Raw genomic sequence first — 24894 nt, 5'->3', positions numbered from 1 at the left:
GCAGAGCCCGGTGCCCGGCGGAGCCGGGATTCCTGGGGCTCCGCCCCGGACCCCGCTCCTCAAACGCCGGAGGGGCTGGGTGTGCCGCGGGGGTCAACCCCGTACACCGCACAGGTGCAGCAGCGCGGCGACGCCGCGGTACGGGTCGGTCCGCCCCGCGCGGTCCTCGGCGGCCAGCAGCCGCTCCAGCTCCTCGTCGGGCGGCAGGACCTCGCCCGCCTCGGTGCCGTCGGTGAAGACGCGTACGCCGTACCAGGCCCCCAGCGGTGCGCCGATCCCGGACAGCGTGGCCGTGAGCCCGGCCAGCCGGTCGGCGCGCACGTCCAGGCCCAGCCGGTTCGTGTAGTCGGTGCCGTCGAAGGCGTCGAGGGCGCCCTTCCAGTCGCCGTCCAGCCCGGGCCGCATGGCGAGCGCGTCGCCGTTGCGCACCAGCAGGGACAGCAGACCGCCGGGTGCGAGCATCCGGGCCAGCCCGGCGAGCATGGCGTCCGGCTCGGGCACGTACATCAGCACCCCGTGGCACAGCACCACGTCGAAGCTGCCCGGCAGGAAGTGGGCGCCGGTCTCGCGCCCGTCCCCCTCCAGGAGCTGCACGCGGTCGCGGATCCCGGAGGGCTCCTCGGCCAGCGCCTCACGGGCGACGGCCAGCATGCCGGGGTCCTTCTCCAGGCCCGTCACCTTGTGACCGGCGCGGGCCAGCCGCAGCGCCTGGGTGCCCTGGCCCATGCCGACGTCGAGGACGCGCAGCCGCTGCCCGACCGGGAAGCGGTGCGCGATCTGCTCGTCGACCTGGCGGCCCACCAGTTCCTGCCGGACGGCGTTACGGAGTCCGCCCAGGCCCTCGAGCCAGATCCGCGCGCCCTCGGAGAATCCGCTCAGGGCCTTTCCCCGCGCTTGACCTGCGGCTTCGGCAGACGCAGCCGGCGCATCTGGAGGGTGCGCATGAGGCCGTACGCGATGGCGCCGCGGCGGGGCTCGTCCGGGAAGCGCGTGCTCAGTGCCTTGCGCAGGCGGAACACCAGGCCGATGGAGTCCAGGATGATCAGGGCGATCACGCCGAGCCACAGCAGCAGCGCGATGTTCTGGATCTGCGGCTGCCGGACCATGCTGAGGACCAGGATGACCACGGCCAGGGGCAGGAACATCTCGGCGACCGAGAAGCGGGAGTCCACGAAATCGCGGACGTACCGGCGCACGGGGCCCTTGTCCCGGGTGGGCAGGTAACGCTCGTCGCCGCTGGCCAGCGCCTCGCGCTGCTTGGACATCTCGGCGCGGCGGCGCTCACGGGCTCGCTTGGCATCCTCCTTGCGGTTGCCGGTCGAGGCCACCACGGCCTTGCGCTGCGACTGGGCCACAGCACGCTTCGGCGTAGGGCGGCCCTTCGGGGCCTGCGGGTCACGGGGCTGCGAGAGGTCGGCGCTCACCTTGTCGGTGGCGGCGGCCTTCTCTTCCTTGGAGGAGCGGCTACCAAACACAAAACCCAAGCCTACGTGGTTGCGGGCACGGGCCCCACCCCGCTGGGGAACGATCCGGCAACGGCGGGCGTCTTCCCATTGCACGGTGTGTGCGGTGGCCGCCTCTCCTGGGATCACCTACTCCTTACGCCTGATACGGCGCGGGTGTAGTCGTCCTGGAGGAGGAGCGCATCCGTACTCGAACAGTGCGGTAATGGAGACAGGGCCCGTACTGTGGGTTCTGTCGGTGACCTGGAGCACAGTCCGTCTAGAAGGGGGCGCGCGAAGCCCATGAGCGGTGTCATGAAGCGTATGGGGATGATCTTCCGCGCGAAGGCGAACAAGGCCCTTGACCGGGCCGAGGACCCGCGCGAAACCCTCGACTACTCGTACCAGAAGCAGCTGGAGCTGCTGCAGAAGGTGCGCCGCGGGGTCGCCGACGTGGCGACCTCCCGCAAGCGCCTGGAGCTGCAGCTGAACCAGCTCCAGGGGCAGTCCGCCAAGCTGGAGGACCAGGGCCGCAAGGCCCTCGCCCTCGGCCGCGAGGACCTGGCCCGCGAGGCCCTGTCCCGCCGCGCCTCGCTCCAGCAGCAGGTCAGCGACCTGGAGGTGCAGCACCAGACCCTGCAGGGCGAGGAGGAGAAGCTGACCCTCGCCGCCCAGCGGCTCCAGGCCAAGGTGGACGCCTTCCGGACGAAGAAGGAGACCATCAAGGCCACCTACACCGCGGCCCAGGCGCAGACCCGGATCGCGGAGTCCTTCTCCGGCATCTCCGAGGAGATGAGCGACGTCGGCCTGGCCATCCAGCGGGCCGAGGACAAGACCGCCCAGCTGCAGGCCCGCGCCGGCGCGATCGACGAGCTGCTGGCCTCCGGCGCGCTCGACGACCAGAGCGGGCTGGGCTCCAAGGACGACATCCAGGCCGAGCTGGACCGCCTGTCGGGCGGCACGGACGTGGAGCTGGAGCTCCAGCGCATGAAGGCCGAGCTGGCGGGCGGCCCGTCCGCGCAGCAGCAGGCCATCGAGGGCGGTGCCCCGGGCAGCGCCCAGCAGCCGCAGACCCAGCACCGGTTCGACAAGCAGTAGGACGGGGCCCGTCATGATTGTCCGCATCATGGGGGAGGGCCAGGTGGAGCTGGCCGACAGCCACTTCGCCGAGCTCAACAAGCTGGACGACGAACTGCTCGCGGAGATGGAGAGCGGGGACTCGGAGGGCTTCCGGCGCACGCTGGGCGCCCTGCTCGAAGCGGTACGGCGGCTGGGCGAGCCGCTCCCGGACGACGCGCTGGAGCCGTCCGAGCTGATCCTGCCCGGTCCCGACGCGAGCCTCGACGAGGTCAGGGAGATGCTCAGCGACGACGGGCTGATCCCCGGCTGATCCCGGGCGGACGTACCGCACACACGGACACACCGACGACACGACGGGCCCTTCCCTTCCGGGGGAGGGCCCGTCGGCGTCACTGCCCCGTCGGCGTCACTGCGGGGGCGGCTTCTCCAGGGAGACCGCGGTCCGCTCGGGGTCGGGGGTGCCGCCGATGAAGTTCTCGAACTTGCGGCGCGGCCCCGCCCACCGCCGGTCGTGGTGGAAGGCGCGCAGTCCCGATTTGGCGCGGGCGCGCGGGCGGTTCGCGTAGAACCTCTTCGCGTACGGGGAGCCGGGCCGGGCCAGCCGGATCGCACCGACCAGTGCCACGAACGGGACGATCACGCCGAAGAGCGCGGTGCGCGCCTTGCCCTTCCACAGGGCGATCAGGGCCAGGAAGAAGTTGCCGGCCGCGTTCATGGCGACCAGTCCGCGGCTCTGGCGTTCCTCGGGGGTCAGGTCGTTCACCCCGAAGGGCACGAACCCGCCCAGGACGAGGGCCACGACCGCCGCCGTCACGACCACGATCTCCACGCTCTTGCGGCCCTGCTCGCTCCAGTAGACGTCGTCGAGGTGCAGGATCAGCGCGAACTCGTCCAGGACCAGGCCCGCGCCCAGCCCGAAGATCACGGCCGAGAGCGCCCCGGCGAAGCCGTACCGGCCGGCGCCGACCGCGCCGAAGCCGCCGATGATCACGAGGATCACGCCGGGGACGACGTGGTGGATGTGCAGACCGCCGGGGGTGACGTTCTTGAACGGGCCCCGGCCGGCCCGGATCATCCGGGTGATCACACGGGTGACCAGGAACGACATCACGAAGGAGACCAGAGCGAGCAGCAGGGGGAGCTTGCCCGGTTCGACGATGTTCCGATACCACCAGTGACCCATCCCACGGACTCCCTATTTGGCACGTAATGGGTAATTTACCGCTCACGCCGAGGGGGTAGCGTTCCCGCCGATGACAGATTCGTTCGATGGTCCGCCCCTGACGCCGCCCCCGGAACGCGCCTCGTTCCCCGACGGCCTCCGCTTCGCGTTCGGCACCCTCACCGTGCTGCCCGCCCGCATCACCCGCTGGGACCGTCCCGCCGCCCGCACCGGGATGGCCTGCGCCCCGCTCGCCGGGCTGGTCGTGGGCGTGCTCGCGGCCGTGCCCGGGGTGCTCCTGCTGGTGCTCGGCGGGGGCCCGCTGCTCGCGGCGGCCGTCACCGTCGCCGTACCGGCCGCGCTGACCCGGGGACTGCACCTGGACGGGCTCGCCGACACGGCGGACGGCCTGGGCAGCGCCAAACCGGCCGACGAGGCCCTGCGCATCATGAAGCAGTCCGACATCGGCCCCTTCGGCGTCGTGACCCTGGTGATCGTGATGCTGGTGCAGGTGGCGGCCCTGTCCGACGTGTACGCCGACAGCTGGATCCGCGGCGCCCTCGCCGCCGTGGTCGCCGCCGTGACGGCCCGCCTCGCCATGACCCTGGCCTGCCGCGAAGGCGTCCCGGCCGCCCGCCCCGGCGGGCTCGGCGCCGCCGTCGCCGGGGTGGTCCCGCGCGCCGTCGCCGCCGCGATCGCCGTGCTCGTCGTCGCGGCGGCCGCGGCCGCGGCCCTCCCGCTGGGCCTGCCCGCCGCCGGCCGGCAGGCGGCGGCGGTCCTGGTGGCCCTGCTCGCCGCGCAGTTGCTGCTCCGCCGCTGCGTACGCCGCTTCGAGGGGGTCACCGGCGACGTCTTCGGCGCCCTGGCCGAGGTCGCGGCGACCGCCGCCCTGATCGTCCTGGCCCTGGGCTGATCCACCCGAGCGTCGTCCGGTCCGGCGGGACCCGTGCGGCCGGCCCGGGCGGGCCCGCGTACGCTCACCCCGTGGACGACACGCCGACGGACCTGCCCGCCGCCGCGCCCATCAGGGTGCTGCTCGCCGACGACCAGGCACTGTTGCGCAGCGCCTTCAAGGTGCTCGTCGACTCCGAGCCCGACATGGAGGTCGTCGGTGAGGCCTCCGACGGGGCGCAGGCCTTCGAACTGGCCCGCCGCACCCGCGCCGACGTCGTGCTCATGGACATCCGGATGCCCGGTACCGACGGACTCGCCGCCACCCGCATGATCAGCGCCGACCCGGAACTCGCCGCCGTGCGCGTGGTGATGCTGACGACCTTCGAGGTCGACGAGTACGTGGTCTCGGCCCTGCGGGCCGGCGCCTCCGGCTTCCTCGGCAAGGGCGCCGAGCCCGAGGAGCTGCTCAACGCCATCCGCGTGGCCGCCGCCGGCGAGGCACTGCTCTCCCCGGCCGCCACCAAAGGCCTCATCGCCACTTTCCTCGCGCAGGGCGGCGGCGCCGACCCGGCCGCCGGCGGAGCCTCAGCCGGGATGCACGCGCAGCGGCTCGCCGCGCTGACGGTCCGGGAGCGCGAGGTCCTCGTACACGTCGCCGCGGGGCTGTCCAACGACGAGATCGCCGGACGGCTGGAGGTCAGCCCGCTCACCGTCAAGACCCACGTGAACCGGGCCATGGCCAAGCTCGGCGCCCGCGATCGGGCGCAATTGGTGGTCATTGCCTACGAATCGGGCCTGGTCCGGCCGCGCGCGGAGTCCGCGGAGTAGCACCGCAGTACTGCGGCGTACTGCGGACGCGGTATGCCGCACATAAGGACGGCACCTGGGAGCGACGAAAACGCGCCGCCGTGTGGGACAGGGTGGGAGTGCCCTCGCGTTCGTTCCCTGCAGAGAGATCTCATACCCATGTCGTGGCTGTCCCGCTTCAGCCTTGCCCAAAGAGCGTTGGTCGGCCTCGTGTCGATCGTCGCGCTCCTCTTCGGCGCCATCGCCGTCCCGCAGCTCAAGCAGCAGCTGCTGCCCTCCATCGAACTGCCGATGGTGTCCGTGCTCGCGCCGTACCAGGGCGCCTCGCCCGACGTGGTGGAGAAGCAGGTCGTCGAACCGATCGAGGCCATGCTCAAGGGCGTCGACGGCATCACCGGCATCACCTCCACGGCCAGCGAGGGCAACGCCCTCATCATGGCCACCTTCGACTACGGCGACAGCGGCACCAAGCAGCTCGTCGCCGACGTCCAGCAGGCCGTCAACCGGGCCCGCGTCCGGCTGCCCGCCGAGGTGGACCCGCAGGTGGTGGCCGGTTCCACCGACGACATCCCGACCGTCATCCTCGCCGTCACCTCCGACAAGGACCAGCAGGCGCTCGCCGACCAGCTGGAACGGTCCGTCGTCCCCGTCCTGTCGGACATCGAGGGCGTCGGCCAGGTCAGCGTCGACGGCGTCCAGGACCTCCAGGTCACCGTCACCCCCGACGAGGCCAAGCTCGCGGCCGCGGGCCTCGACGGCGCCGCGCTCGCCCAGGGCCTCCAGGCGGGCGGCGCGGCCGTACCCGCCGGCTCCTTCGACGAGGCGGGCAAGAACCGCACCGTACGGGTGGGCGCCGGCTACACCTCCCTCGCCCAGGTGGAGGACCTGCGCCTGAGCCCCGGCCCCGGCAAGCCGGCCGTCCGCCTCGGCGACGTCGCCACCGTGAAGCAGGAGGCGGCCAAGGCCGACTCCATCACCCGTACCAACGGCAAGCCCAGCCTCGCCCTCGTCCTCACCATGGACAAGGACGGCAGCGCCGTCGCCATCTCCGACGCCGTCAAGGACAAGCTCCCCGAGCTGCGTTCCACCCTCGGCGCCGGCGCCGACCTGACCGTCGTCAGCGACCAGGGCCCGGCCGTCGCCAAGTCCATCTCCAGCCTCACCACCGAGGGCCTGCTCGGCCTGCTCTTCGCGGTGATCGTGATCCTGGTGTTCCTGGCCTCGCTGCGCTCGACGCTGGTCACCGCGGTCTCCATCCCGCTGTCCGTCGTCCTCGCGCTGATCGTGCTGTGGACCCGCGACCTGTCGCTCAACATGCTGACCCTGGGCGCCCTCACCATCGCCATCGGCCGCGTCGTCGACGACTCGATCGTGGTCCTGGAGAACATCAAGCGCCACCTCGGCTACGGCGAGGAGCGCGAGGCCGCCATCATCACCGCGGTCAAGGAGGTCGCCGGCGCGGTCACCTCCTCCACGCTCACCACCGTCGCCGTCTTCCTGCCCATCGGCCTCACGGGCGGCATGATCGGCGAGCTCTTCGGCTCCTTCTCGCTCACGGTCACCGCGGCCCTGCTGGCCTCGCTGCTCGTCTCGCTGACGGTCGTGCCGGTGCTCTCGTACTGGTTCCTCAGCGCACCCAAGGGCGTCACGGCCGGGGACGCCGAGAGCACGGCGAAGGCCCGGCGCGAGGCCGAGGAGAAGGAGGCGCGCAGCCGCCTGCAGAGGTTCTACGTACGGGTCCTCGGCTTCGCCACCCGGCGCCGCCTGACCAGTGTGGCCATCGCCGTGGTCGTCCTCTTCGGCACCTTCGGGATGACCCCGATGCTGAAGACCAACTTCTTCGACCAGGGCGAGCAGGAAGTCCTGACGGTCAAGCAGGAGCTCGCCCCCGGCACCTCGCTGGCCGCCTCCGACGAGGCGACCCGCAAGATCGAGAAGGTGCTGGCCTCGGTCGAGGGCGTCAAGAGCTACCAGGTCACCGTCGGCTCCTCCGGCTTCCTCGCGGCCTTCGGCGGCGGTACGGGCTCCAACCAGGCCTCGTACCAGGTCTCGCTGAAGGACGCGGGCGACGGGGAGGCCGTGAAGAAGCAGATCGAGGACAAGCTGGCCGGGCTCGACGGCATCGGCGACACCCGGATCTCGGCGGGCGACGCCTTCGGCAGCCAGAACCTCAGCGTGGTCGTCAAGGCCGGCGACGGCGAGGTCCTCGCCAAGGCCGCCGAGCAGGTCCGCGCCGAGGTGGCCGAGCTGGACAACGTCACCGACGTGCAGAGCGACCTGTCCCAGTCCGTGCCCCGCATCTCGGTGACCGCCACCCCCAAGGCCGCGGAGGCGGGCCTGAACCAGGCCGCCCTCGGTGCGATCGTCGCGCAGGCCGTACGGGGCAACCCTGCGGGCAAGGCCGTACTGGACGACACCGAGCGGGACATCGTCATCAAGTCCGCGCAGCCGGCCACCACCCTGGCCGAACTGCAGGCGCTCCCGGTCGGCCCGGTCAAGCTCGGCGACATCGCCGAGGTCAAGGAGGTCCCCGGCCCGGTCGCGATGACCCGGATCGACGGCGCCCGCGCCGCGACCGTCACCGCGAGGCCGCAGGGCGACAACACGGGCGCGGTCAGCGCCGAGCTCCAGACGAAGCTCAAGGCCCTGGACCTGCCCGAGGGCGCCACCGCCTCCATCGGCGGCGTCTCCGAGGACCAGGACGAGGCCTTCGGCTCGCTCGCCCTGGCCATGCTCGCGGCCATCGCGATCGTGTTCATGCTGCTGGTCGCGACCTTCCGCTCGCTGATCCAGCCGCTGATCCTGCTGGTCTCCATCCCGTTCGCGGCGACCGGCGCACTCGGCCTGCTCCTCGTCACCGGCACCCCGATGGGCGTCCCGGCGATGATCGGCATGCTGATGCTCATCGGCATCGTGGTGACCAACGCGATCGTCCTGATCGACCTGGTCAACCAGTACCGCGCCCAGGGCCTGGGCGTCGTCGAAGCGGTCATCGAGGGCGGCCGGCACCGTCTGCGCCCCATCCTGATGACGGCCCTGGCGACGATCTTCGCGCTGCTCCCGATGGCGCTGGGCGTCACCGGCGAGGGCGGCTTCATCTCGCAGCCGCTCGCGGTCGTGGTGATCGGCGGCCTGGTCAGCTCGACCCTGCTGACGCTGCTCCTGGTGCCGACCCTCTACACGATGGTCGAGCTCCGCAAGGAGCGCCGCCGTGCGAAGAAGCGCGCCCGCCTGACGGTGGTCCCGACCCCGCAGGAGTCCGCGGACGAGACGGACGGCGAGCCCGCGAAGGTCTGACGGCAGGCGCGGGCCCTCGGGCCCGCGCCTGCCCACCGACCGGAACGCCGGAGGGGCGCCCCCAGCTGGGGGCGCCCCTCCGGCGTTCCGGCACGACGGTTACGGCAGGGCGAGCATGCGCTCCAGGGCGAGCTTCGCGAAGCTCTCCGTCTCCTTGTCGACCTGGATCTGGTTGACCAGGGTCCCCTCGGCCAGGGACTCCAGGGTCCACACCAGGTGCGGCAGGTCGATGCGGTTCATGGTCGAGCAGAAGCAGACCGTCTTGTCGAGGAAGACGACCTCCTTGTCCTCCGCGGCGAATCGATTCGCCAGGCGCCGGACCAGGTTCAGCTCGGTACCGATGGCCCACTTGGAGCCGGCCGGGGCCGCCTCCAGCGCCTTGATGATGTACTCCGTCGAGCCGACGTAGTCCGCGGCCGCCACGACCTCGTGCTTGCACTCGGGGTGGACCAGGACGTTCACGCCGGGGATGCGGGCGCGGACGTCGTTGACCGAGTCGACCGAGAACCGGCCGTGGACCGAGCAGTGCCCGCGCCACAGGATCATCTTGGCGTTCCGCAGCTGCTCGGCGGTCAGGCCGCCGTTCGGCTTGTGCGGGTTGTAGAGCACGCAGTCGTCCAGGGACATGCCCATGTCGCGGACGGCGGTGTTGCGGCCCAGGTGCTGGTCCGGGAGGAAGAGCACCTTCTCCCCCTGCTCGAAGGCCCACTCCAGGGCCTTCTTCGCGTTGGACGAGGTGCAGATCGTGCCACCGTGCTTGCCGGTGAAGGCCTTGATGTCGGCGGAGGAGTTCATGTAGGAGACGGGAACCGTCGCACCGGCGATGCCGGCCTCGGTCAGTACGTCCCAGCACTCCGCGACCTGCTCGGCGGTGGCCATGTCGGCCATCGAGCAGCCTGCGGCCAGGTCCGGCAGGACCACCTTCTGGTCGTCCGAGGTCAGGATGTCCGCGGACTCGGCCATGAAGTGCACGCCGCAGAAGACGATGTACTCGGCCTCCGGCTTGGCGGCCGCGTCCTTGGCCAGCTTGAAGGAGTCGCCGGTGACGTCGGCGAACTCGATGACCTCGTCACGCTGGTAGTGGTGGCCGAGGATGAAGACCTTGTCCCCGAGCTTCTCCTTGGCCGCGCGGGCACGCTCCACGAGGTTCGGGTCCGAGGGCGAGGGCAGGTCGCCGGGGCACTCCACCCCGCGCTCGCTCTTGGGGTCGGCCTCGCGGCCGAGCAGCAGCAGGGCAAGGGGCGTCGGCTGGACGTCCAACGGCTGGGCGGTGGTCACGACACGCACCCTTTCTGTTCTGCGACAAGGGACTTCTGGATCATCGCTTCGACTTCTCGTCTACTTGACGTTATCTATCATAACCGCTTCACGTCAGTTTGACGATGCCCGATAGTGTCAATGTGACGCATCAGCCCTCGATTCGTCGAACCCGCCCCGCGCGCGGTGTGCGAGCATGGAATATCTGAAACAAGCGTCGGGTCCCGGAATGAATCCGCGGTCCCGCTCGTTGCCACCGACGGCAAGAGTCCGACGTTTCCCCGTCTCCGGCGGGGAGCCGCCCACTTCGGGAGTGAATGCAGATGTCCGTACAGGACGACAAGACCACCGTGAGCGACGGCATCCTCCTGTCCGACGCCGCCGCCGAAAAGGTCAGGACCCTGCTGGAGCAGGAAGGCCGCGATGACCTGGCGCTGCGCGTCGCCGTCCAGCCCGGTGGCTGCTCCGGCCTGCGCTACCAGCTCTTCTTCGACGAGCGCTCCCTCGACGGCGACGTCGTGAAGGACTTCGACGGTGTGAAGGTCGTCACGGACCGGATGAGCTCCCCGTACCTCCACGGCGCGTCCATCGACTTCGTCGACACCATCGAGAAGCAGGGCTTCACGATCGACAACCCGAACGCCACGGGCTCCTGCGCCTGCGGCGACTCGTTCAGCTAAGCCCCGGACGCTCCGTACGTCCTAGGACGAGGGCCCGCCTCCGGTCGCATCGACCGGAGGCGGGCCCTCGTCGCATGCCCGGGAGCCGGGCGCCCGCTCCTACTGCCGGGGGAGCGGCTTGCCCGAGGTCGCGTCGAGCACCTTCCGGTCGCCCAGCGGCTGCTGCAGCGTGGCCGTCAGGGACATCTCCTGCGCGAGCATGATGCAGGCCTGACCCGGCTTGTTCGGGGTGTCCGTGATCTTCACCAGGACCGAATCGGCCGACTCCCGCGCCTCCAGGGCGTAGGTGCTGCACACGCTGCCCCAGAAGTTCACGGTCAGCTTCCGGTCGGCTTCCGCGTACGAGAATCCGGGCACGGTACGACCGCCCTTCGGGCCGGGGGCGCTCTCCTCGGCGGCGGCCGGCTGGGCCACCGTGTGCGCGGGCGCCCCGCCGCGGCCCGCCACCTCGAAGAGCCAGGCCGGGACCAGGCCCCGCGAGCCGTTCACCGTGCCCGGGGCCAGCCCGAGCACCGCACCCTGGACCGTCTCCGTCCGCGGGGGCTTCATGGGCCGCGGCTCCGGGTTGCACGGCACCGTGTCGGTGGCCGCCACCGGGGCGTCCGGCCCCAGCGGGACCGCGGTGGCGCAGCCGCTGGGGTCGGGGCCGCCCTCCCTGCCGCTCGACTTCGCGTTCAGTTTGGCCAGCGCCTCCACGGCCCCGACCACCGGCTGCTCGGCCGCCCGTACGGGGGCCTTCAGCTCGCCGCTGCCGCCCACCACCGAGCCGTCGCCGGCCACGCTCACCTTCGTGGACCAGCCCTGCGTGGGCAGCCCGCCGAGCACCGGATCGGCGCTCACCACCCGCACCGAACCCTGGGCCAGCCGGGCGTCCAGCTTCGCCCCGTCCAGCCCCGCGGCGGCCAGTACGGGCGCCGCGGCGGCCTTGGCCGCCTCCTCGGACACCGGCTTGGCCGAGGCCGCGGGCTTGTCCGCGCCCGGTACCGCGCCGCCGTCCTGCGGGACGGTCGCGGGCCCGCAGGTGTCCTTGCCGCGGGCGCAGTCGTCCCCGGTGCCGTTGGTCGGCGCCTGGAAGCGGGCGAAGTTCCAGGTCCCCGGAGCCGTACGGCTCACCGTGAGCCGGGGACCGGAGCCGTCGGCGGCCTCCCCGGCCAGCCAGACGTCCCCGGCGAGCCGCGGCTCGCCCGGAATGCCGAGTGCCGCGGCGAGCCGGGCCACCTCCGCCGAGGTGACCTCGCCCGACGCGGCGAAGGCCGGCGCGGAGGCCGGGCCCTCCGGGAGCTTCACGTCGGCCCGGTAGACCACCCCCTCGCCGGAGGGATCGGGCTCACCGGGCGCGATGCCCGGCCCCGAGGGGTCTCCCGCGTCACGGGGCGCGGAGGCCGCGCTGTCACCCGTACGGTTGCCCGGCCCGCCGTCGCCGTGGGCGGTGGACGCCCAGTACGCGGTGCCGCCGCCCGCGAGCAGCACCGCGGCCGCGATCGAGCCGACGGCCCAGGCGGGCCGCCGTCGTGTGCCGCGTGATGTGTCGGGTTGTTCGCTGGTCACCGCATCGCTCCTTCACCGGTCCCGCCGTGTCTGATGCGGGTGTGACGGAACAGGGGCGCAACCGGTTCCCCGGCCTCCTACTGGTCCCCGTACGCCGCGGTGGAGGCGATCAGCCGCGCCGAGGCCGAGGGGACGCTGATCCCGTGGATCTGCGAGGGCGCCACGCGGGCCGGACGGGGGTCCGCCGGGACCGCCCAGTGCGGGGCCATCCGGGCGCAGTCGCCCAGCAGCCGGGCGAAGCCGGGCTGCCGGGGGGCTTCCGTGCCGCGCTTGTCCGCGGTGTACTCGCCGTAGCCGTAACCATCGGTATAGGTCATGAAGGCACCGTAGGCATCGGGGCTCTCGCGAAGAAAGAGCTACTAAGGGGTAGTTTCTGGGGTTCGGCCTGGGGTCGCTTACCGGGTAGTTTTGACTGTCCCTCGCCGTCCTCAGCAGGAGCGTCCACGCCGTGCGCATTGCAGTCACCGGCTCCATCGCCACCGACCACCTCATGACCTTCCCCGGCCGTTTCGCCGACCAGCTGGTCGCCGACCAGCTGCACACGGTCTCCCTCTCCTTCCTCGTCGACAACCTCGACGTGCGACGGGGCGGCGTCGGCCCGAACATCTGCTTCGGCATGGGGCAGCTCGGCAGCCGCCCGATCCTGGTCGGAGCCGCCGGCTCCGACTTCGACGAGTACCGCGCCTGGCTGGACCGGCACGGCGTCGACACCGAGTCCGTCCGGATCTCCGAGGTGCTGCACACCGCGCGCTTCGTGTGCACCACGGACGCCGACCACAACCAGATCGGCTCCTTCTACACGGGCGCGATGAGCGAGGCCCGCCTGATCGAGCTGAAGTCCGTGGCCGACCGGGTCGGCGGGCTGGACCTGGTCCTGATCGGCGCGGACGACCCCGAGGCGATGCTGCGCCACACGGAGGAGTGCCGGACGCGGGGGATCCCCTTCGCCGCCGACTTCTCGCAGCAGATCGCCCGGATGGACGGCGACAACATCCGCACCCTGATGGAGGGCGCGACGTTCCTCTTCTCGAACGAGTACGAGAAGGGCCTCATCGAGTCGAAGTCGGGCTGGACGGACGCGGAGATCCTCGCGAAGGTCGGCACGCGGGTGACCACGCTGGGCTCCAACGGCGTCAAGATCGAGCGGGTCGGCGAGGCCCCGATCGTGGTCGGCTGCCCGGAGGAGACCGCGAAGGTCGACCCGACGGGTGTCGGCGACGCGTTCCGCGCCGGGTTCCTGACGGGGCTGGCCTGGGGTGTGGGCCTGGAGCGGGCGGCGCAGCTGGGCTGCATGCTCGCGACGCTGGTCATCGAGACGCTCGGCACCCAGGAGTACACCCTGGCCCGGGCCCACTTCATGGAGCGCTTCACGAAGGCCTACGGCGAAGAGGCCGCCGCCGAAGTCCGCGCCCACCTGGCCTAGTCGCTGCCGCTGTGCCCGAGCGGTGGGGGTCTCCCGCCCCCGCCGCCGGGACGCGCCCCGGACCCCGCTCCGCCGAACGCAGAGCTTGCGCTGCGCGCACGCGAGGGCTGACGCCGGCAAAATCCGGCCCCGCCGGCGATTGAGGCGGCGCGGGTCCGGGCGGAGCCCGGTGCGCCGGCGGAGCCGGTGGTCCTGCCCGATGCCGGGTGCGGCGCCGCCGCCGGGGGCGCCGCACCCGGACCCCCACTCAAACGCCGGCGAGGCTGAAACACGGGCGGAGCCCCGGGTTACAGCAGGCGGCGGACCGTGTAGGCGGAGCCGGTGTCGCGGGGGGATTCGCCCACGTACTCGTGGCCCCGCATCGCGCACCACGCCGGAATGTCCAGCCGGGCCACCTCGTCGTCGGAGACGACCGTGACCGTGCCGCCCACCGGAACCCGGAAGATGGCCCGGGCCAGTTCGATCACCGGCTGCGGGCACCGCAGGCCGAGCGCGTCGAGTTCCAGGAAGTCCGCCACCGGCTGCACCGCCGGCGGCTGCGAGACGCCGAGCCGCTCCCGTACGCCCGCCACCGCACCCGGCAGCACCTCCAGGAACGCGTTGACCTCCTCCGCCGTGGTCCCCGGCGGCAGGGACACCCGTACGTTCCCCTCCGACAGCACGCCCATCGCCCGCAGCACGTGACTGGGGGTCAGTGTGGAGCTCGTGCACGAGGAGCCCGAGGAGACCGAGAAGCCCGCCCGGTCCAGCTCGTGCAGGAGCGTCTCCCCGTCGACGTACAGGCAGGAGAAGGTGACCAGGTGCGGCAGCCTCCGGTCCGCGTCGCCGACCACCTCCACGTCCGGGACCAGCCGCACCACCCGCCGCCGGATCCGGTCCACCAGGATCCGCAGCCGGGCCGCCTCCGCGTCGGCCTCGGCCCGTACGGCCCGCAGGGACGCCGCCGCCGCCACGATCGCGGGGAGGTTCGCGAACCCGGGGGAGCGTCCCGACTCCCGCTCGTCAGAAGGGTGTTGGGGGGCGAATCGGGCCCCCTTGCGGACCGCCAGCAAGCCCACGCCGGGCGGGCCGCCCCACTTGTGGGCGCTCGCGGCCAGGACCGACCAGGCGCCCTCCACCGGACCCCAGCCCAGCGACTGCGCCGCATCCACCAGCAGCGGCACCCCGGCCGCCGCGCAGACCTCGGCCACCTCCGCCACCGGCTGGACCGTGCCCACCTCGTGGTTGGCCGACTGGAGGCAGGCGAGGGCGGTCGTCGGGATCAGCGCGTCCGCGTACCCGGCCGCGGTCACCGCGCCCGACCGGTCCACCGGGACCTCGGTCACCGTCCCGCCGTGCGCCTCGTGCGCCGCCGCCGCGTGGAGCACGGAACTGTGTTCGACCGCGGACACGGCCAGATGACCGCCGACGCGCCGGCGCCCCGCGAGGACCCCCGCCACCCCCGTGTGAACCGCGTGCGTCCCCGAAGGAGTGAACACGAGCTCGTCGGGGCGGCATCCAGCCGCTTCCGCCGCGGCCTCCCGCGCCGCGTCCAGCAACAGCCGGGCACGCCTGCCCTCCCGGTACAGCCTGGCCGGATCGGCCCAGCCCTCGTCCAGGGAGGCCTGCAACGCCTGCCGGGCCACGGGGTGCAGGGGGGCGGCGGACGCGCTGTCGAAGTACGGCATCCGGCCACCGTAAGGCAAGGCGGCGGGTCTGGGAGCGTCCGAGGTCAGGGGGCGTCAGTTGTGCTCCGGAGTCCGCCATTCAGGGCCGCATCCGCCGTCCCCCGGACGGCGGATCCATCCCTTCGGGGGCTGTAGCGGCGCGTTGGGCACCCTCCCCGCGCGACCCCAAATAGCGTCCAGTAGGGTTTGGTCCGCATAAACATCCAAACCCCTGCCTGCGTCAGGGCCGGCGACCGACCCGAACACGGCCGCGGCCGGCCGCGCGGGCCGAGACTCTCGGGAAGGCGCTACGTGAGTCCCTACGGCTCCGACCGCTCGCCGCGGCGCCCGATGCGGCGGAAGCTGCTGCAGGCGCTGACTGCGGGCGTGGTCCTGGCGACCGCCACTGGTTGCTCGTATACATGGCAAGACTTTCCCCGCCTCGGAATGCCGACTCCGGTAACCGAGGAGGCGCCGCGCATCCTCTCCCTGTGGCAGGGATCCTGGGCGGCCGCGCTCGTCACGGGCATCCTGGTCTGGGGCCTGATCATCTGGAGCGTCATCTTCCACCGGCGCAGCCGGACGAAGGTGGAGGTCCCCCCGCAGACCCGGTACAACATGCCCATCGAGGCGCTGTACACCGTGGTCCCGCTCATCATCGTCTCGGTGCTCTTCTACTTCACCGCGCGTGACGAGTCGAAGCTGCTCGCCCTCTCGAAGCCGGCGCACACGATCAACGTGATCGGCTTCCAGTGGAGCTGGGGCTTCAACTACGTCGAGAACGTCGACGGCGATGCGGCGACCCCGAGGACGGGCGAGGTCCCCAAGGAGCTCGCCTCGATCCCGGACCGCTTCACGAAGGCCTTCCCGGCGGGCGCCGAGGGCGTCTACGAGAAGGGCGTCCCGGGCGACAAGAACCCCCAGACGGGCAACCCGGGCCCGACCCTGGTTCTGCCCAAGGGTGAGAAGGTCCGCTTCATCCTGTCGTCCAACGACGTCATCCACTCCTTCTGGGTGGTCCCCTTCCTGTTCAAGCAGGACGTCATCCCGGGCCACACCAACGTCTTCGAGGTCACCCCGAGCCAAGAGGGAACCTTCATGGGCAAGTGCGCCGAGCTCTGCGGCGTCGACCACTCCCGGATGCTCTTCAACGTCAAGGTGGTCTCGCCCGAGAAGTACCAGGCGTACCTGAAGGAGCTGGCCGAGAAGGGCCAGACCGGCTTCCTGCCCGCCGGCATCCAGCAGACCGACCCGGCCCGGAATGCGGAAGTGAACAAACTGTGAGCATCCTCAACGAATCCCAGGGTGCCGCCGCAGCTGACTCGTACGAGAGCGAGCTGCCGGTACGGCGCAAGCAGCCGGGCAACGTGGTCGTGAAGTGGCTCACCACCACCGACCACAAGACCATCGGCACGATGTACCTGCTCACGTCGTTCGTGTTCTTCATCATCGGCGGCATCCTGGCGCTCTTCATGCGCGCCGAGCTGGCCCGTCCGGGTACGCAGATCATGTCGAACGAGCAGTTCAACCAGGCGTTCACCATGCATGGCACGATCATGCTGCTGATGTTCGCGACCCCGCTGTTCGCGGGCTTCGCGAACTGGATCATGCCGCTGCAGATCGGCGCGCCCGACGTGGCGTTCCCGCGGCTGAACATGTTCGCGTACTGGCTGTACCTCTTCGGCTCGACCATCGCGGTGGCCGGCTTCGTGACGCCGAACGGCGCCGCCGACTTCGGTTGGTTCGCCTACTCCCCGCTGTCGGACGCGGTCCGCTCGCCGGGCATCGGCGCCGACCTGTGGATCATGGGTCTGGCCTTCTCGGGCTTCGGCACGATCCTCGGCTCGGTCAACTTCATCACCACGATCATCTGCATGCGCGCACCCGGCATGACGATGTTCCGCATGCCGATCTTCACCTGGAACGTGCTGCTGACCGGTGTCCTGGTCCTGCTCGCCTTCCCGGTGCTGGCCGCCGCGCTCTTCGCGCTGGAGGCCGACCGCAAGTTCGGTTCGCATGTGTTCGATGCCGCGAACGGCGGCGCATTGCTGTGGCAACACCTCTTCTGGTTCTTCGGACACCCAGAGGTGTACATCATCGCGCTGCCGTTCTTCGGAATCGTTTCCGAGATCATTCCGGTCTTCTCGCGCAAGCCGATGTTCGGTTACATCGGTCTGATCGCCGCGACGATCGCGATCGCCGGCCTCTCGGTGACCGTGTGGGCCCACCACATGTACGTCACCGGCGGTGTGCTGCTGCCGTTCTTCTCCTTCATGACCTTCCTGATCGCGGTACCGACCGGTGTGAAGTTCTTCAACTGGATCGGCACCATGTGGAAGGGCTCGCTGTCCTTCGAGACCCCGATGCTCTGGACGATCGGCTTCCTGGTCACCTTCACCTTCGGTGGTCTGACCGGCGTCATCCTGGCCTCGCCCCCGATGGACTTCCACGTCTCCGACTCGTACTTCGTCGTCGCGCACTTCCACTACGTCGTCTTCGGCACCGTGGTCTTCGCGATGTTCGCCGGCTTCCACTTCTGGTGGCCGAAGTTCACGGGCAAGATGCTGGACGAGCGCCTCGGCAAGATCACCTTCTGGACGCTGTTCATCGGCTTCCACGGCACGTTCCTGGTGCAGCACTGGCTGGGCGCCGAGGGCATGCCGCGTCGTTACGCGGACTACCTCGCGGCCGACGGCTTCACCACGCTGAACACGATCTCCACGATCAGCTCCTTTCTGCTCGGCCTGTCGATGCTTCCGTTCATGTACAACGTCTGGAAGACGGCCAAGTACGGCAAGAAGATCGAGGTCGACGACCCGTGGGGTTACGGCCGTTCGCTCGAGTGGGCGACCTCCTGCCCGCCGCCGCGGCACAACTTCCTCACCCTGCCGCGGATCCGCTCCGAGTCCCCGGCGTTCGACCTGCACCACCCGGAGATCGCGGCCCTCGACCACCTCGAGGACCACAGCGCGGCCGCCCAGGCCGTCACCGGTGGCAAGGAGGCCGGCAAGTGAAGATCCAGGGCAAGCTGTTCCTCTGGCTTTCCGTCTTCATCCTGATCATGGCCGTCGTGTACGGCGTGTGGTCGAAGGAGCCCGTCGGTACCACCGCGCTCTTCCTGGGCTTCGGCCTGAGCGTCATGATCGGCTACTACCTGGCCTTCACGGCCAAGCGCGTCGACGAGATGGCCCAGGACAACCTGGAGGCCGACGTCGCCGACGAGGCCGGCGAGCTGGGGTTCTTCTCCCCGCACAGCTGGCAGCCGCTCTCGCTGGCCGTCGGTGGCGCGCTCGCCTTCATGGGCGTCATCTTCGGCTGGTGGCTCATGTACTTCTCGGCCCCGATCATCGTGATCGGCCTGTGGGGCTGGGTGTACGAGTACTACCGCGGTGAGAACGCGAACCAGTAGGCAGCACCCGCGCGCGGCCGTGCCGCGCGAGCACTTGGGGCCCGGACACCTCTTCGGAGGAGTCCGGGCCCCTCGTTTGCAGTCATCCCGCGCGCCGTAATTGTCATATCTTCATAGCGTTGGCCCCATGAAGCACTCACCGCGTCTTTGGACGGTACTCGGCTGCTCCCTGCTGGTCGCGTCCCTCGGGGCCGGCGCCACCGCATGCGGGTCCGGCGACAAGAACCCGCTGTCCGCCCGCCCGTACGACGCGGGCGATCAGGTCGCCTCCAACCAGACCGCCGGCAGCCGCCCCGTGGATCCCGACCGACCCCTCGAAATCACCGCCAAGGCCGGTGGCGGCCGGATCACCGACGTGCTGGCCGTGGACACCCACGGCCGCCGCCTGGCGGGCGAGCTGAGCGCCAACGGCGACCGCTGGCACAGCACGGTCCCGATGGCCTCAGGAGTCCGCTACACGGTCACCGTGAGCACCGAGGACGAGCGGGGCGCCCCGGGGCAGCGCACGCTCACCTTCAACACGACCCCGTCGAAAGGGGTCCTGAAGGTCGAATTCGGCCCGGACGAGGGCAAGTACGGCGTCGGACAGCCCCTCACCGCCGAGCTCAGCGAGCCCGTCAAGGACAAGGCCGCCCGCGCGATCGTGGAACGGGGCCTGATCGTCGACGCCCCGCCCGGAGTCGAGGGCGCCTGGCACTGGGTGGACGACAAGAACCTGCACTACCGCCCGAAGGACTACTGGCCCGCCAACTCCGCCGTCTCCGTACGGAGCAACCTGGAGGGCATCAGGATCACCGACGAACTCCACGGGGTCGCGTCGAAGCCGCTGAAGCTGGAGATCGGGGACCGGGTCGAGGTCACCACCGACGCCTCCTCGCACTACCTGACGTTCAAGCGCAACGGAGAAGTGATCAACACCATTCCGGTGACCACCGGCAAGCCCGGTTTCTCCACCCGCAACGGGGTCAAGGTGGTCCTCGGCAAGCAGTACTTCGTCCAGATGCGCGGCGACACGGTCGGCATCGGCGGCAGCGAGTACTACAACCTGCCCGTCTACTACGCCACCCGTGTCACCTGGAGTGGTGAATACGTCCACGCCGCGCCGTGGTCCGTCGGCTCCCAGGGCTACGAGAACGTCAGCCACGGCTGCACCGGTATGAGCACGGGCAACGCCGCCTGGTTCTACGAGAACATCACCGAGGGCGACATCGTCCAGGTGATCAACAGCATCGGCGACGACATGGACATCTTCGGCAACGGCTTCGGCGACTGGAACATGGACTGGAAGGACTGGCGCCAGGGCAGCGCCCTCCTCAAGGGCACCCAGGAAGGCCGCCACCCGATGGACCAGGCCCGCCTGCGGCCCACTGTGTGACGGGAAGCGCGCTGCGGGCCCACGGGAACCCGTGGGCCCGCAGGCGCTCCGTCAGGCGGCCGAGGAGGAGAGGCGGGAGCGCAGAACGCCCGCCAGGGCCTCCGCGAACTCCACCGGGTCCACCGGAAGGGTCACGGCGGCGTCCGCGCGGCTCCACGTGGCCAGCCAGGCGTCCTGGGGGCGTCCCATCAGCAGCAGCACCGGCGGACACCGGAAGATCTCGTCCTTGATCTGCCGGCACACGCCCATGCCCCCGGCCGGAACCGCCTCGCCGTCGAGCACGCACGCGTCGATGCCGCCCGCGTCCAGCTCTGTCAGGACCGCCGGCAGCGTCGCGCACTCCACGAACTCCACCGGCGGCAGGTCCGCGGCGGGCCGGCGTCCGGCCGCCAGCCGCACCTGCTCTCGGGTGCCCGCGTCGTCGCTGTAGACCAGAACCCGCGCAGTCGCCCGCATTTCGTTCCTCCACGTGTCCCGTGAATCACGTTGATGTTGCGCGGGATGCTACTCCTCCCGATGCGCTGTCAACATCGGTTCGGACATGTGCACGGGACATCCCACCGAGGTCATCTGATGGGCCGTTCGGGCCTTGCACACGCCGCTGACACTCCGAACGGCACCCCCCGGGGTGAGGGCGGGATAAGCGACCGACATAATGTCGGTCGTGGCGACAGCAACGACAGTAGATACCGGGCACGCGCACCCGACGGTCAACCGGCCGAACCTCGTCAGCGTCGGAACCATCATCTGGTTGAGTTCCGAGCTGATGTTCTTCGCGGCCCTCTTCGCGATGTACTTCACCCTGCGATCCGTGACAGGCCCCGAGTACTGGACAGAGCAGGCTTCGGCCTTGAATCTGCCCTTCTCGGCGACGAACACGACGATCCTGGTGCTTTCCTCGCTCACCTGCCAGCTCGGCGTATTCGCCGCAGAGCGCGGTGACGTGAAGAAGCTCCGGACGTGGTTCATCATCACGTTCGTCATGGGTGCGATCTTCATTGGCGGCCAGGTGTTCGAGTACACCGAGCTGGTCAAGCACGAGGGCATGAGCCTCTCGTCCGGTCCGTACGGCTCGGTCTTCTACCTGACCACCGGGTTCCACGGTCTGCACGTGACGGGCGGTCTCATCGCCTTCCTGCTGGTCCTCGGCCGGACGTACGCGGCCAAGAGGTTCACCCACGAACAGGCCACGTCGGCCATCGTCGTGTCCTACTACTGGCACTTCGTCGATGTCGTCTGGATCGGCCTCTTCGCCACGATCTACCTGATCAAGTAGCGAACACGTCACCGGGCCCGACCCGGCACTCCATCCAGACACACCGACGCAGAAGATCCTGACACCGGGGTAATCCGTGAAAAAGCTCTCCGCACGACGACGCCATCCGCTGGCGGCGGTCGTCGTTCTACTCCTCGCGCTGGCGGCCACTGGGGGGCTGTACGCCGCCTTTGCTCCCGCGGGCAAGGCGCAGGCCGATGAAACCGCCCAGTCCCTCGCCATCGAGGAGGGCAAGAAGCTCTACGCCGTGGGTTGCGCAAGCTGCCACGGAACCGGCGGTCAGGGTTCCTCTGACGGCCCGAGCCTGGTCGGCGTCGGCTCCGCGGCCGTCGACTTCCAGGTGAGCACGGGCCGCATGCCCGCCCAGCAGCCCGGCGCCCAGGTGCCGAAGAAGCCCGTCATTTACGAACAGGCGCAGATCGACCAGCTGGCGGCGTACATCGCGTCCCTCGGCGCCGGTCCGATCACGCCGACCGCAAAGCAGTACGACCCGGCAGGTGCCGACATCGCCAGGGGTGGTGAGCTGTTCCGCAACAACTGCGCGCAGTGCCACAACTTCACCGGTGAGGGCGGCGCGCTGACGAACGGCAAGTACGCCCCCAACCTTGAGGGCGTCGACCCGAAGCACATCTACGAGGCCATGCAGACCGGCCCGCAGAACATGCCCTCCTTCCCGGACCAGACCATGCCGGAGCAGCAGAAGAGGGACATCATCGCGTACCTCCAGAACGTGAACGGCGAGAAGTCGGTCAGCCCTGGCGGCCTGAAGCTCGGTGGCCTCGGCCCCGTCTCCGAGGGTCTGTTCGGCTGGATCTTCGCGCTGGGTGCGCTGATCGCTGTCGCCGTCTGGGTCGCGGCCCACACCGCTAAGGCCAAGAAGTCATGAGTAGCCAAGAGATTCCCGAAGAGAAGCACCTGCCGAGCGAGCAGGGCGACGCGCACCACGGTGCCGTAGCGGTCGCGGACGACCCGTTCGCCGACCCGGGCCTCCCGGTCCACAAGCCGCGTATCCAGGACATCGACGAGCGGGCGGCGAAGCGCTCCGAGCGCACCGTCGCGATGCTGTTCACGCTGTCGATGCTGGCCACGATCGGCTTCATCGCGTCCTACGTGATCTTCCCGGTCGACAAGATCGTCTACATCTTCCCCATCGGGAAGGTCAGCGCGCTCAACTTCGCCCTGGGCATGACGCTGGGCCTGGCCCTCTTCTGCATCGGCGCGGGCGCGGTCCACTGGGCCCGCACCCTGATGTCCGACGTGGAGGTCGCCGCCGAGCGCCACGAGATCGCGGCGCCGCCGGAGGTCAAGGCGCAGGTCCTGCAGGACTTCGCCGACGGTGCGAACGAGTCCGGGATCGGCCGCCGTCCCCTGATCCGCAACACGATGCTGGGTGCGCTGGCCATGCTGCCGCTCTCCGCCGTCATGATCATGCGCGACCTGGGCCCGCTGCCCGAGGAGAAGCTGCGCAAGACCGTGTGGGCCAAGGGCAAGCTGCTCATCAACGACAACACGAACGAGCCGCTGCGTCCCGAGGACGTGCTCGTCGGGTCGCTGACCTTCGTCAGGCCGGAAGGCCTGGAGGAGGAGCAGCACGACTTCCAGGTCCAGATCGCCAAGGCCGCCCTGATGATCGTCCGTATCCAGCCGGAGGACATCAAGGACAAGCAGGAGCTGGAGTGGTCCCACGACGGGATCGTGGCCTACTCCAAGATCTGCACCCACGTCGGCTGCCCGATCAGCCTGTACGAGCAGCAGACGCACCACGTGCTCTGCCCGTGCCACCAGTCCACCTTCGACCTCTCCGACGGCGCCCGTGTCATCTTCGGCCCGGCCGGTCACGCGCTTCCGCAGCTGCGGATCGGCGTGAATGACGAAGGCTTCCTCGAAGCGCTCGGCGACTTCGAAGAGCCCGTCGGTCCTGCATTCTGGGAGCGCGGATGAGCACCAGCGACAACAACGAGCGCAAAGCGCCGGCCGGCGAGCGCGTAGCGGACTGGGCGGACAGCCGCCTGGGCATCTACGGCCTGGCCAAGGCCAACATGCGCAAGATCTTCCCGGACCACTGGTCCTTCATGCTGGGTGAGATCTGCCTCTACAGCTTCATCATCATCATCCTCACGGGTGTGTACCTGACGCTGTTCTTCCACCCGAGCATGAACGAGGTCGTGTACCACGGCTCGTACGTGCCGATGCAGGGCGTCATGATGTCCGAGGCCTTCGCCTCGACGCTCGACATCAGCTTCGACGTCCGCGGTGGCCTGCTGATCCGTCAGATCCACCACTGGGCGGCGCTGATCTTCGTCGCGGCGATGATCGTGCACATGATGCGCGTCTTCTTCACCGGCGCGTTCCGCAAGCCGCGCGAGGTCAACTGGATCTTCGGCTTCCTGCTGCTGGTCCTCGGCATGTTCACCGGCTTCACCGGTTACTCGCTGCCGGACGACCTGCTCTCGGGTACCGGTGTCCGCTTCATGCAGGGCGCCATCCTGTCCGTCCCGGTCGTCGGCACGTACCTGTCGATGTTCCTGTTCGGCGGGGAGTTCCCGGGCGGCGACTTCGTCGCGCGGTTCTACTCGGTGCACATCCTGCTGCTGCCCGGCATCATGATGGGCCTGCTCGTGGCCCACCTGATCCTGGTCTTCTACCACAAGCACACCCAGTTCGCGGGTCCCGGCAAGACGAACAACAACGTCGTCGGCATGCCGCTGCTGCCGGTCTACATGGCCAAGGCCGGAGGCTTCTTCTTCCTGGTCTTCGGTGTCATCTCGGCCGTCGCGGCCATCGCCTCGATCAACCCGATCTGGGCGCTCGGCCCGTACCGCCCGGACCACGTGTCCACTGGTGCGCAGCCCGACTGGTACATGGGCATGCCGGAAGGCCTGATCCGTGCCATGCCCGGCTGGGAGATCAACCTGTGGGGCCACACGCTCGTCCTGGGCGTGTTCATCCCGCTGCTGCTCTTCCCGCTGGTGCTGGGTGCGATCGCCGTCTGGCCGTTCATCGAGTCCTGGGTCACCGGGGACAAGCGCGAGCACCACATCCTGGACCGCCCGCGCAACGTCCCGACCCGTACGGCCTTCGGTGTCGCCTGGATCGCGGAGTACATCGTGCTCCTCATCGGCGGCGGCAACGACATGTTCGCCCAGTACTTCCACCTGTCGATCAACTCGATCACCTGGTTCGTCCGGATCGGCTTCTTCGTCGTCCCGGTCCTCGCCTTCATCGTCACCAAGCGGATCTGCCTCGGCCTCCAGCGCCGGGACCACGACAAGGTGCTGCACGGTCGCGAGACCGGCATCATCAAGCGTCTGCCGCACGGTGAGTTCGTCGAGGTCCACGAGCCGCTCCCGCAGGGCAAGCTGCACACCCTCACCGCGCACGAGCAGTACAAGCCGATCGAGATCGGCCCGACGGTCGACGAGAACGGTGTCGAGCGCAAGGTGAAGGCCACGGAGAAGCTGCGCGCGAAGCTCAGCAAGGGCTTCTACGCCGAGAACAACCAGATTCCGAAGCCCACGGTGGAGGAGTACAAGGAGATCCAGGCCGGCCACGGCCACCACTGATCCCCTGCACGACCGAATGAGGGACTGATTCAGGT

23 protein-coding genes are annotated in these 24894 nt (G+C 69.9%); 15 read left to right on the top strand and 8 right to left on the bottom strand.

Features of this window, described 5'->3' with window-relative positions:
* Nucleotides 1–93 precede the first annotated feature (93 nt).
* Nucleotides 94–801: a class I SAM-dependent methyltransferase gene (locus OG332_RS12800; RefSeq protein WP_327413576.1), complete on the bottom strand. Its 708-nt coding sequence runs from the start codon at nt 799–801 to the stop codon at nt 94–96.
* Nucleotides 802–875: 74 nt separating this feature from the next.
* On the bottom strand, nt 876–1484 hold the full coding sequence (locus OG332_RS12795; RefSeq protein WP_327413575.1) for a DUF3043 domain-containing protein: 609 nt from the start codon (nt 1482–1484) through the stop codon (nt 876–878).
* A gap of 261 nt (nt 1485–1745) precedes the next feature.
* Between OG332_RS12795 and OG332_RS12790 the strand changes: the two genes are divergently transcribed.
* The gene (locus OG332_RS12790; RefSeq protein ID WP_078987145.1) at nt 1746–2540 is read left to right on the top strand and encodes a PspA/IM30 family protein; all 795 of its coding nucleotides are present in this window, start codon (nt 1746–1748) and stop codon (nt 2538–2540) included.
* 13 nt (nt 2541–2553) lie between these two features.
* Entirely contained in the window at nt 2554–2832 is a 279-nt protein-coding gene (pspAA, locus tag OG332_RS12785; protein ID WP_327413574.1) for a PspA-associated protein PspAA, read from the top strand.
* A gap of 96 nt (nt 2833–2928) precedes the next feature.
* On the opposite strand, the gene OG332_RS12780 is transcribed toward pspAA, so the two are convergent.
* Nucleotides 2929–3705 (bottom strand): hypothetical protein, encoded by a 777-nt coding sequence (locus OG332_RS12780; protein WP_327413573.1) that lies wholly within the window; start codon nt 3703–3705, stop codon nt 2929–2931.
* 70 nt (nt 3706–3775) lie between these two features.
* Between OG332_RS12780 and cobS the strand changes: the two genes are divergently transcribed.
* The 3 genes from cobS to OG332_RS12765 all read left to right on the top strand — a co-directional run bounded on the left by cobS (nt 3776) and on the right by OG332_RS12765 (nt 8682).
* Nucleotides 3776–4597 (top strand): adenosylcobinamide-GDP ribazoletransferase, encoded by an 822-nt coding sequence (cobS, locus tag OG332_RS12775; RefSeq protein WP_327413572.1) that lies wholly within the window; start codon nt 3776–3778, stop codon nt 4595–4597.
* 71 nt (nt 4598–4668) lie between these two features.
* Nucleotides 4669–5406 (top strand): response regulator transcription factor, encoded by a 738-nt coding sequence (locus tag OG332_RS12770; RefSeq protein ID WP_327413571.1) that lies wholly within the window; start codon nt 4669–4671, stop codon nt 5404–5406.
* 138 nt (nt 5407–5544) lie between these two features.
* Complete coding sequence (locus OG332_RS12765; protein WP_327413570.1) at nt 5545–8682, top strand: efflux RND transporter permease subunit; 3138 nt, start codon at nt 5545–5547, stop codon at nt 8680–8682.
* Nucleotides 8683–8781: 99 nt separating this feature from the next.
* Here OG332_RS12765 and nadA read toward each other — a convergent pair whose 3' ends face one another.
* Nucleotides 8782–9969: a quinolinate synthase NadA gene (gene nadA, locus OG332_RS12760; RefSeq protein WP_319721042.1), complete on the bottom strand. Its 1188-nt coding sequence runs from the start codon at nt 9967–9969 to the stop codon at nt 8782–8784.
* Nucleotides 9970–10262: 293 nt separating this feature from the next.
* On the opposite strand from nadA, the gene erpA reads away from it, so the two are divergent.
* Nucleotides 10263–10619 (top strand): iron-sulfur cluster insertion protein ErpA, encoded by a 357-nt coding sequence (gene erpA, locus OG332_RS12755; RefSeq protein WP_030010511.1) that lies wholly within the window; start codon nt 10263–10265, stop codon nt 10617–10619.
* Between the two features lie 99 nt (nt 10620–10718).
* Here erpA and OG332_RS12750 read toward each other — a convergent pair whose 3' ends face one another.
* Both OG332_RS12750 and OG332_RS12745 read right to left on the bottom strand, forming a co-directional pair.
* Nucleotides 10719–12167: a hypothetical protein gene (locus tag OG332_RS12750; protein WP_327413569.1), complete on the bottom strand. Its 1449-nt coding sequence runs from the start codon at nt 12165–12167 to the stop codon at nt 10719–10721.
* Nucleotides 12168–12244: 77 nt separating this feature from the next.
* Nucleotides 12245–12484, bottom strand: coding sequence for a hypothetical protein (locus OG332_RS12745; protein WP_327413568.1), 240 nt, complete (start codon nt 12482–12484; stop codon nt 12245–12247).
* 131 nt (nt 12485–12615) lie between these two features.
* Here OG332_RS12745 and OG332_RS12740 point away from each other — a divergent pair, with 131 nt between their 5' ends.
* The gene (locus tag OG332_RS12740) at nt 12616–13590 is read left to right on the top strand and encodes a carbohydrate kinase family protein (protein ID WP_327413567.1); all 975 of its coding nucleotides are present in this window, start codon (nt 12616–12618) and stop codon (nt 13588–13590) included.
* Between the two features lie 287 nt (nt 13591–13877).
* Here the strand turns inward: OG332_RS12740 and OG332_RS12735 are convergent, their stop codons facing one another.
* Nucleotides 13878–15257: a cysteine desulfurase/sulfurtransferase TusA family protein gene (locus OG332_RS12735; RefSeq protein ID WP_327413566.1), complete on the bottom strand. Its 1380-nt coding sequence runs from the start codon at nt 15255–15257 to the stop codon at nt 13878–13880.
* Nucleotides 15258–15548: 291 nt separating this feature from the next.
* Between OG332_RS12735 and ctaC the strand changes: the two genes are divergently transcribed.
* The 4 genes from ctaC (at nt 15549) to OG332_RS12715 (ending at nt 20020) form a co-directional block, all read left to right on the top strand.
* Nucleotides 15549–16520, top strand: a complete 972-nt coding sequence (gene ctaC / locus OG332_RS12730) for an aa3-type cytochrome oxidase subunit II (protein WP_327413565.1) — start codon at nt 15549–15551, stop codon at nt 16518–16520.
* A complete protein-coding gene (ctaD, locus tag OG332_RS12725; RefSeq protein ID WP_327413564.1) occupies nt 16517–18250 on the top strand; it encodes an aa3-type cytochrome oxidase subunit I in 1734 nt (577 codons plus the stop codon). Before ctaC ends, ctaD begins: the two co-directional genes overlap by 4 nt.
* The gene (locus OG332_RS12720; protein ID WP_327413563.1) at nt 18247–18645 is read left to right on the top strand and encodes a cytochrome c oxidase subunit 4; all 399 of its coding nucleotides are present in this window, start codon (nt 18247–18249) and stop codon (nt 18643–18645) included. The genes ctaD and OG332_RS12720 overlap by 4 nt, the downstream gene beginning before the upstream one ends.
* A 127-nt stretch (nt 18646–18772) precedes the next feature.
* The gene (locus OG332_RS12715; RefSeq protein ID WP_327413562.1) at nt 18773–20020 is read left to right on the top strand and encodes a L,D-transpeptidase; all 1248 of its coding nucleotides are present in this window, start codon (nt 18773–18775) and stop codon (nt 20018–20020) included.
* Nucleotides 20021–20071: 51 nt separating this feature from the next.
* Here the strand turns inward: OG332_RS12715 and OG332_RS12710 are convergent, their stop codons facing one another.
* Complete coding sequence (locus OG332_RS12710; protein ID WP_327413561.1) at nt 20072–20476, bottom strand: hypothetical protein; 405 nt, start codon at nt 20474–20476, stop codon at nt 20072–20074.
* Between the two features lie 199 nt (nt 20477–20675).
* Here OG332_RS12710 and ctaE point away from each other — a divergent pair, with 199 nt between their 5' ends.
* The 4 genes from ctaE to qcrB all read left to right on the top strand — a co-directional run bounded on the left by ctaE (nt 20676) and on the right by qcrB (nt 24859).
* The gene (ctaE, locus tag OG332_RS12705) at nt 20676–21296 is read left to right on the top strand and encodes an aa3-type cytochrome oxidase subunit III (RefSeq protein ID WP_030036314.1); all 621 of its coding nucleotides are present in this window, start codon (nt 20676–20678) and stop codon (nt 21294–21296) included.
* Nucleotides 21297–21372: 76 nt separating this feature from the next.
* A complete protein-coding gene (gene qcrC, locus OG332_RS12700; protein ID WP_327413560.1) occupies nt 21373–22182 on the top strand; it encodes a cytochrome bc1 complex diheme cytochrome c subunit in 810 nt (269 codons plus the stop codon).
* Nucleotides 22179–23237: a cytochrome bc1 complex Rieske iron-sulfur subunit gene (gene qcrA / locus OG332_RS12695; RefSeq protein ID WP_327413559.1), complete on the top strand. Its 1059-nt coding sequence runs from the start codon at nt 22179–22181 to the stop codon at nt 23235–23237. The genes qcrC and qcrA overlap by 4 nt, the downstream gene beginning before the upstream one ends.
* Nucleotides 23234–24859: a cytochrome bc1 complex cytochrome b subunit gene (gene qcrB / locus OG332_RS12690; RefSeq protein WP_327413558.1), complete on the top strand. Its 1626-nt coding sequence runs from the start codon at nt 23234–23236 to the stop codon at nt 24857–24859. The genes qcrA and qcrB overlap by 4 nt, the downstream gene beginning before the upstream one ends.
* Nucleotides 24860–24894: the final 35 nt, after the last annotated feature.

Origin of the sequence: Streptomyces sp. NBC_01233, from assembly GCF_035989305.1 — a bacterium.
In the GTDB taxonomy this organism is placed as follows: domain Bacteria; phylum Actinomycetota; class Actinomycetes; order Streptomycetales; family Streptomycetaceae; genus Streptomyces.
This window is presented reverse-complemented; position numbering and strand designations above follow the sequence as displayed.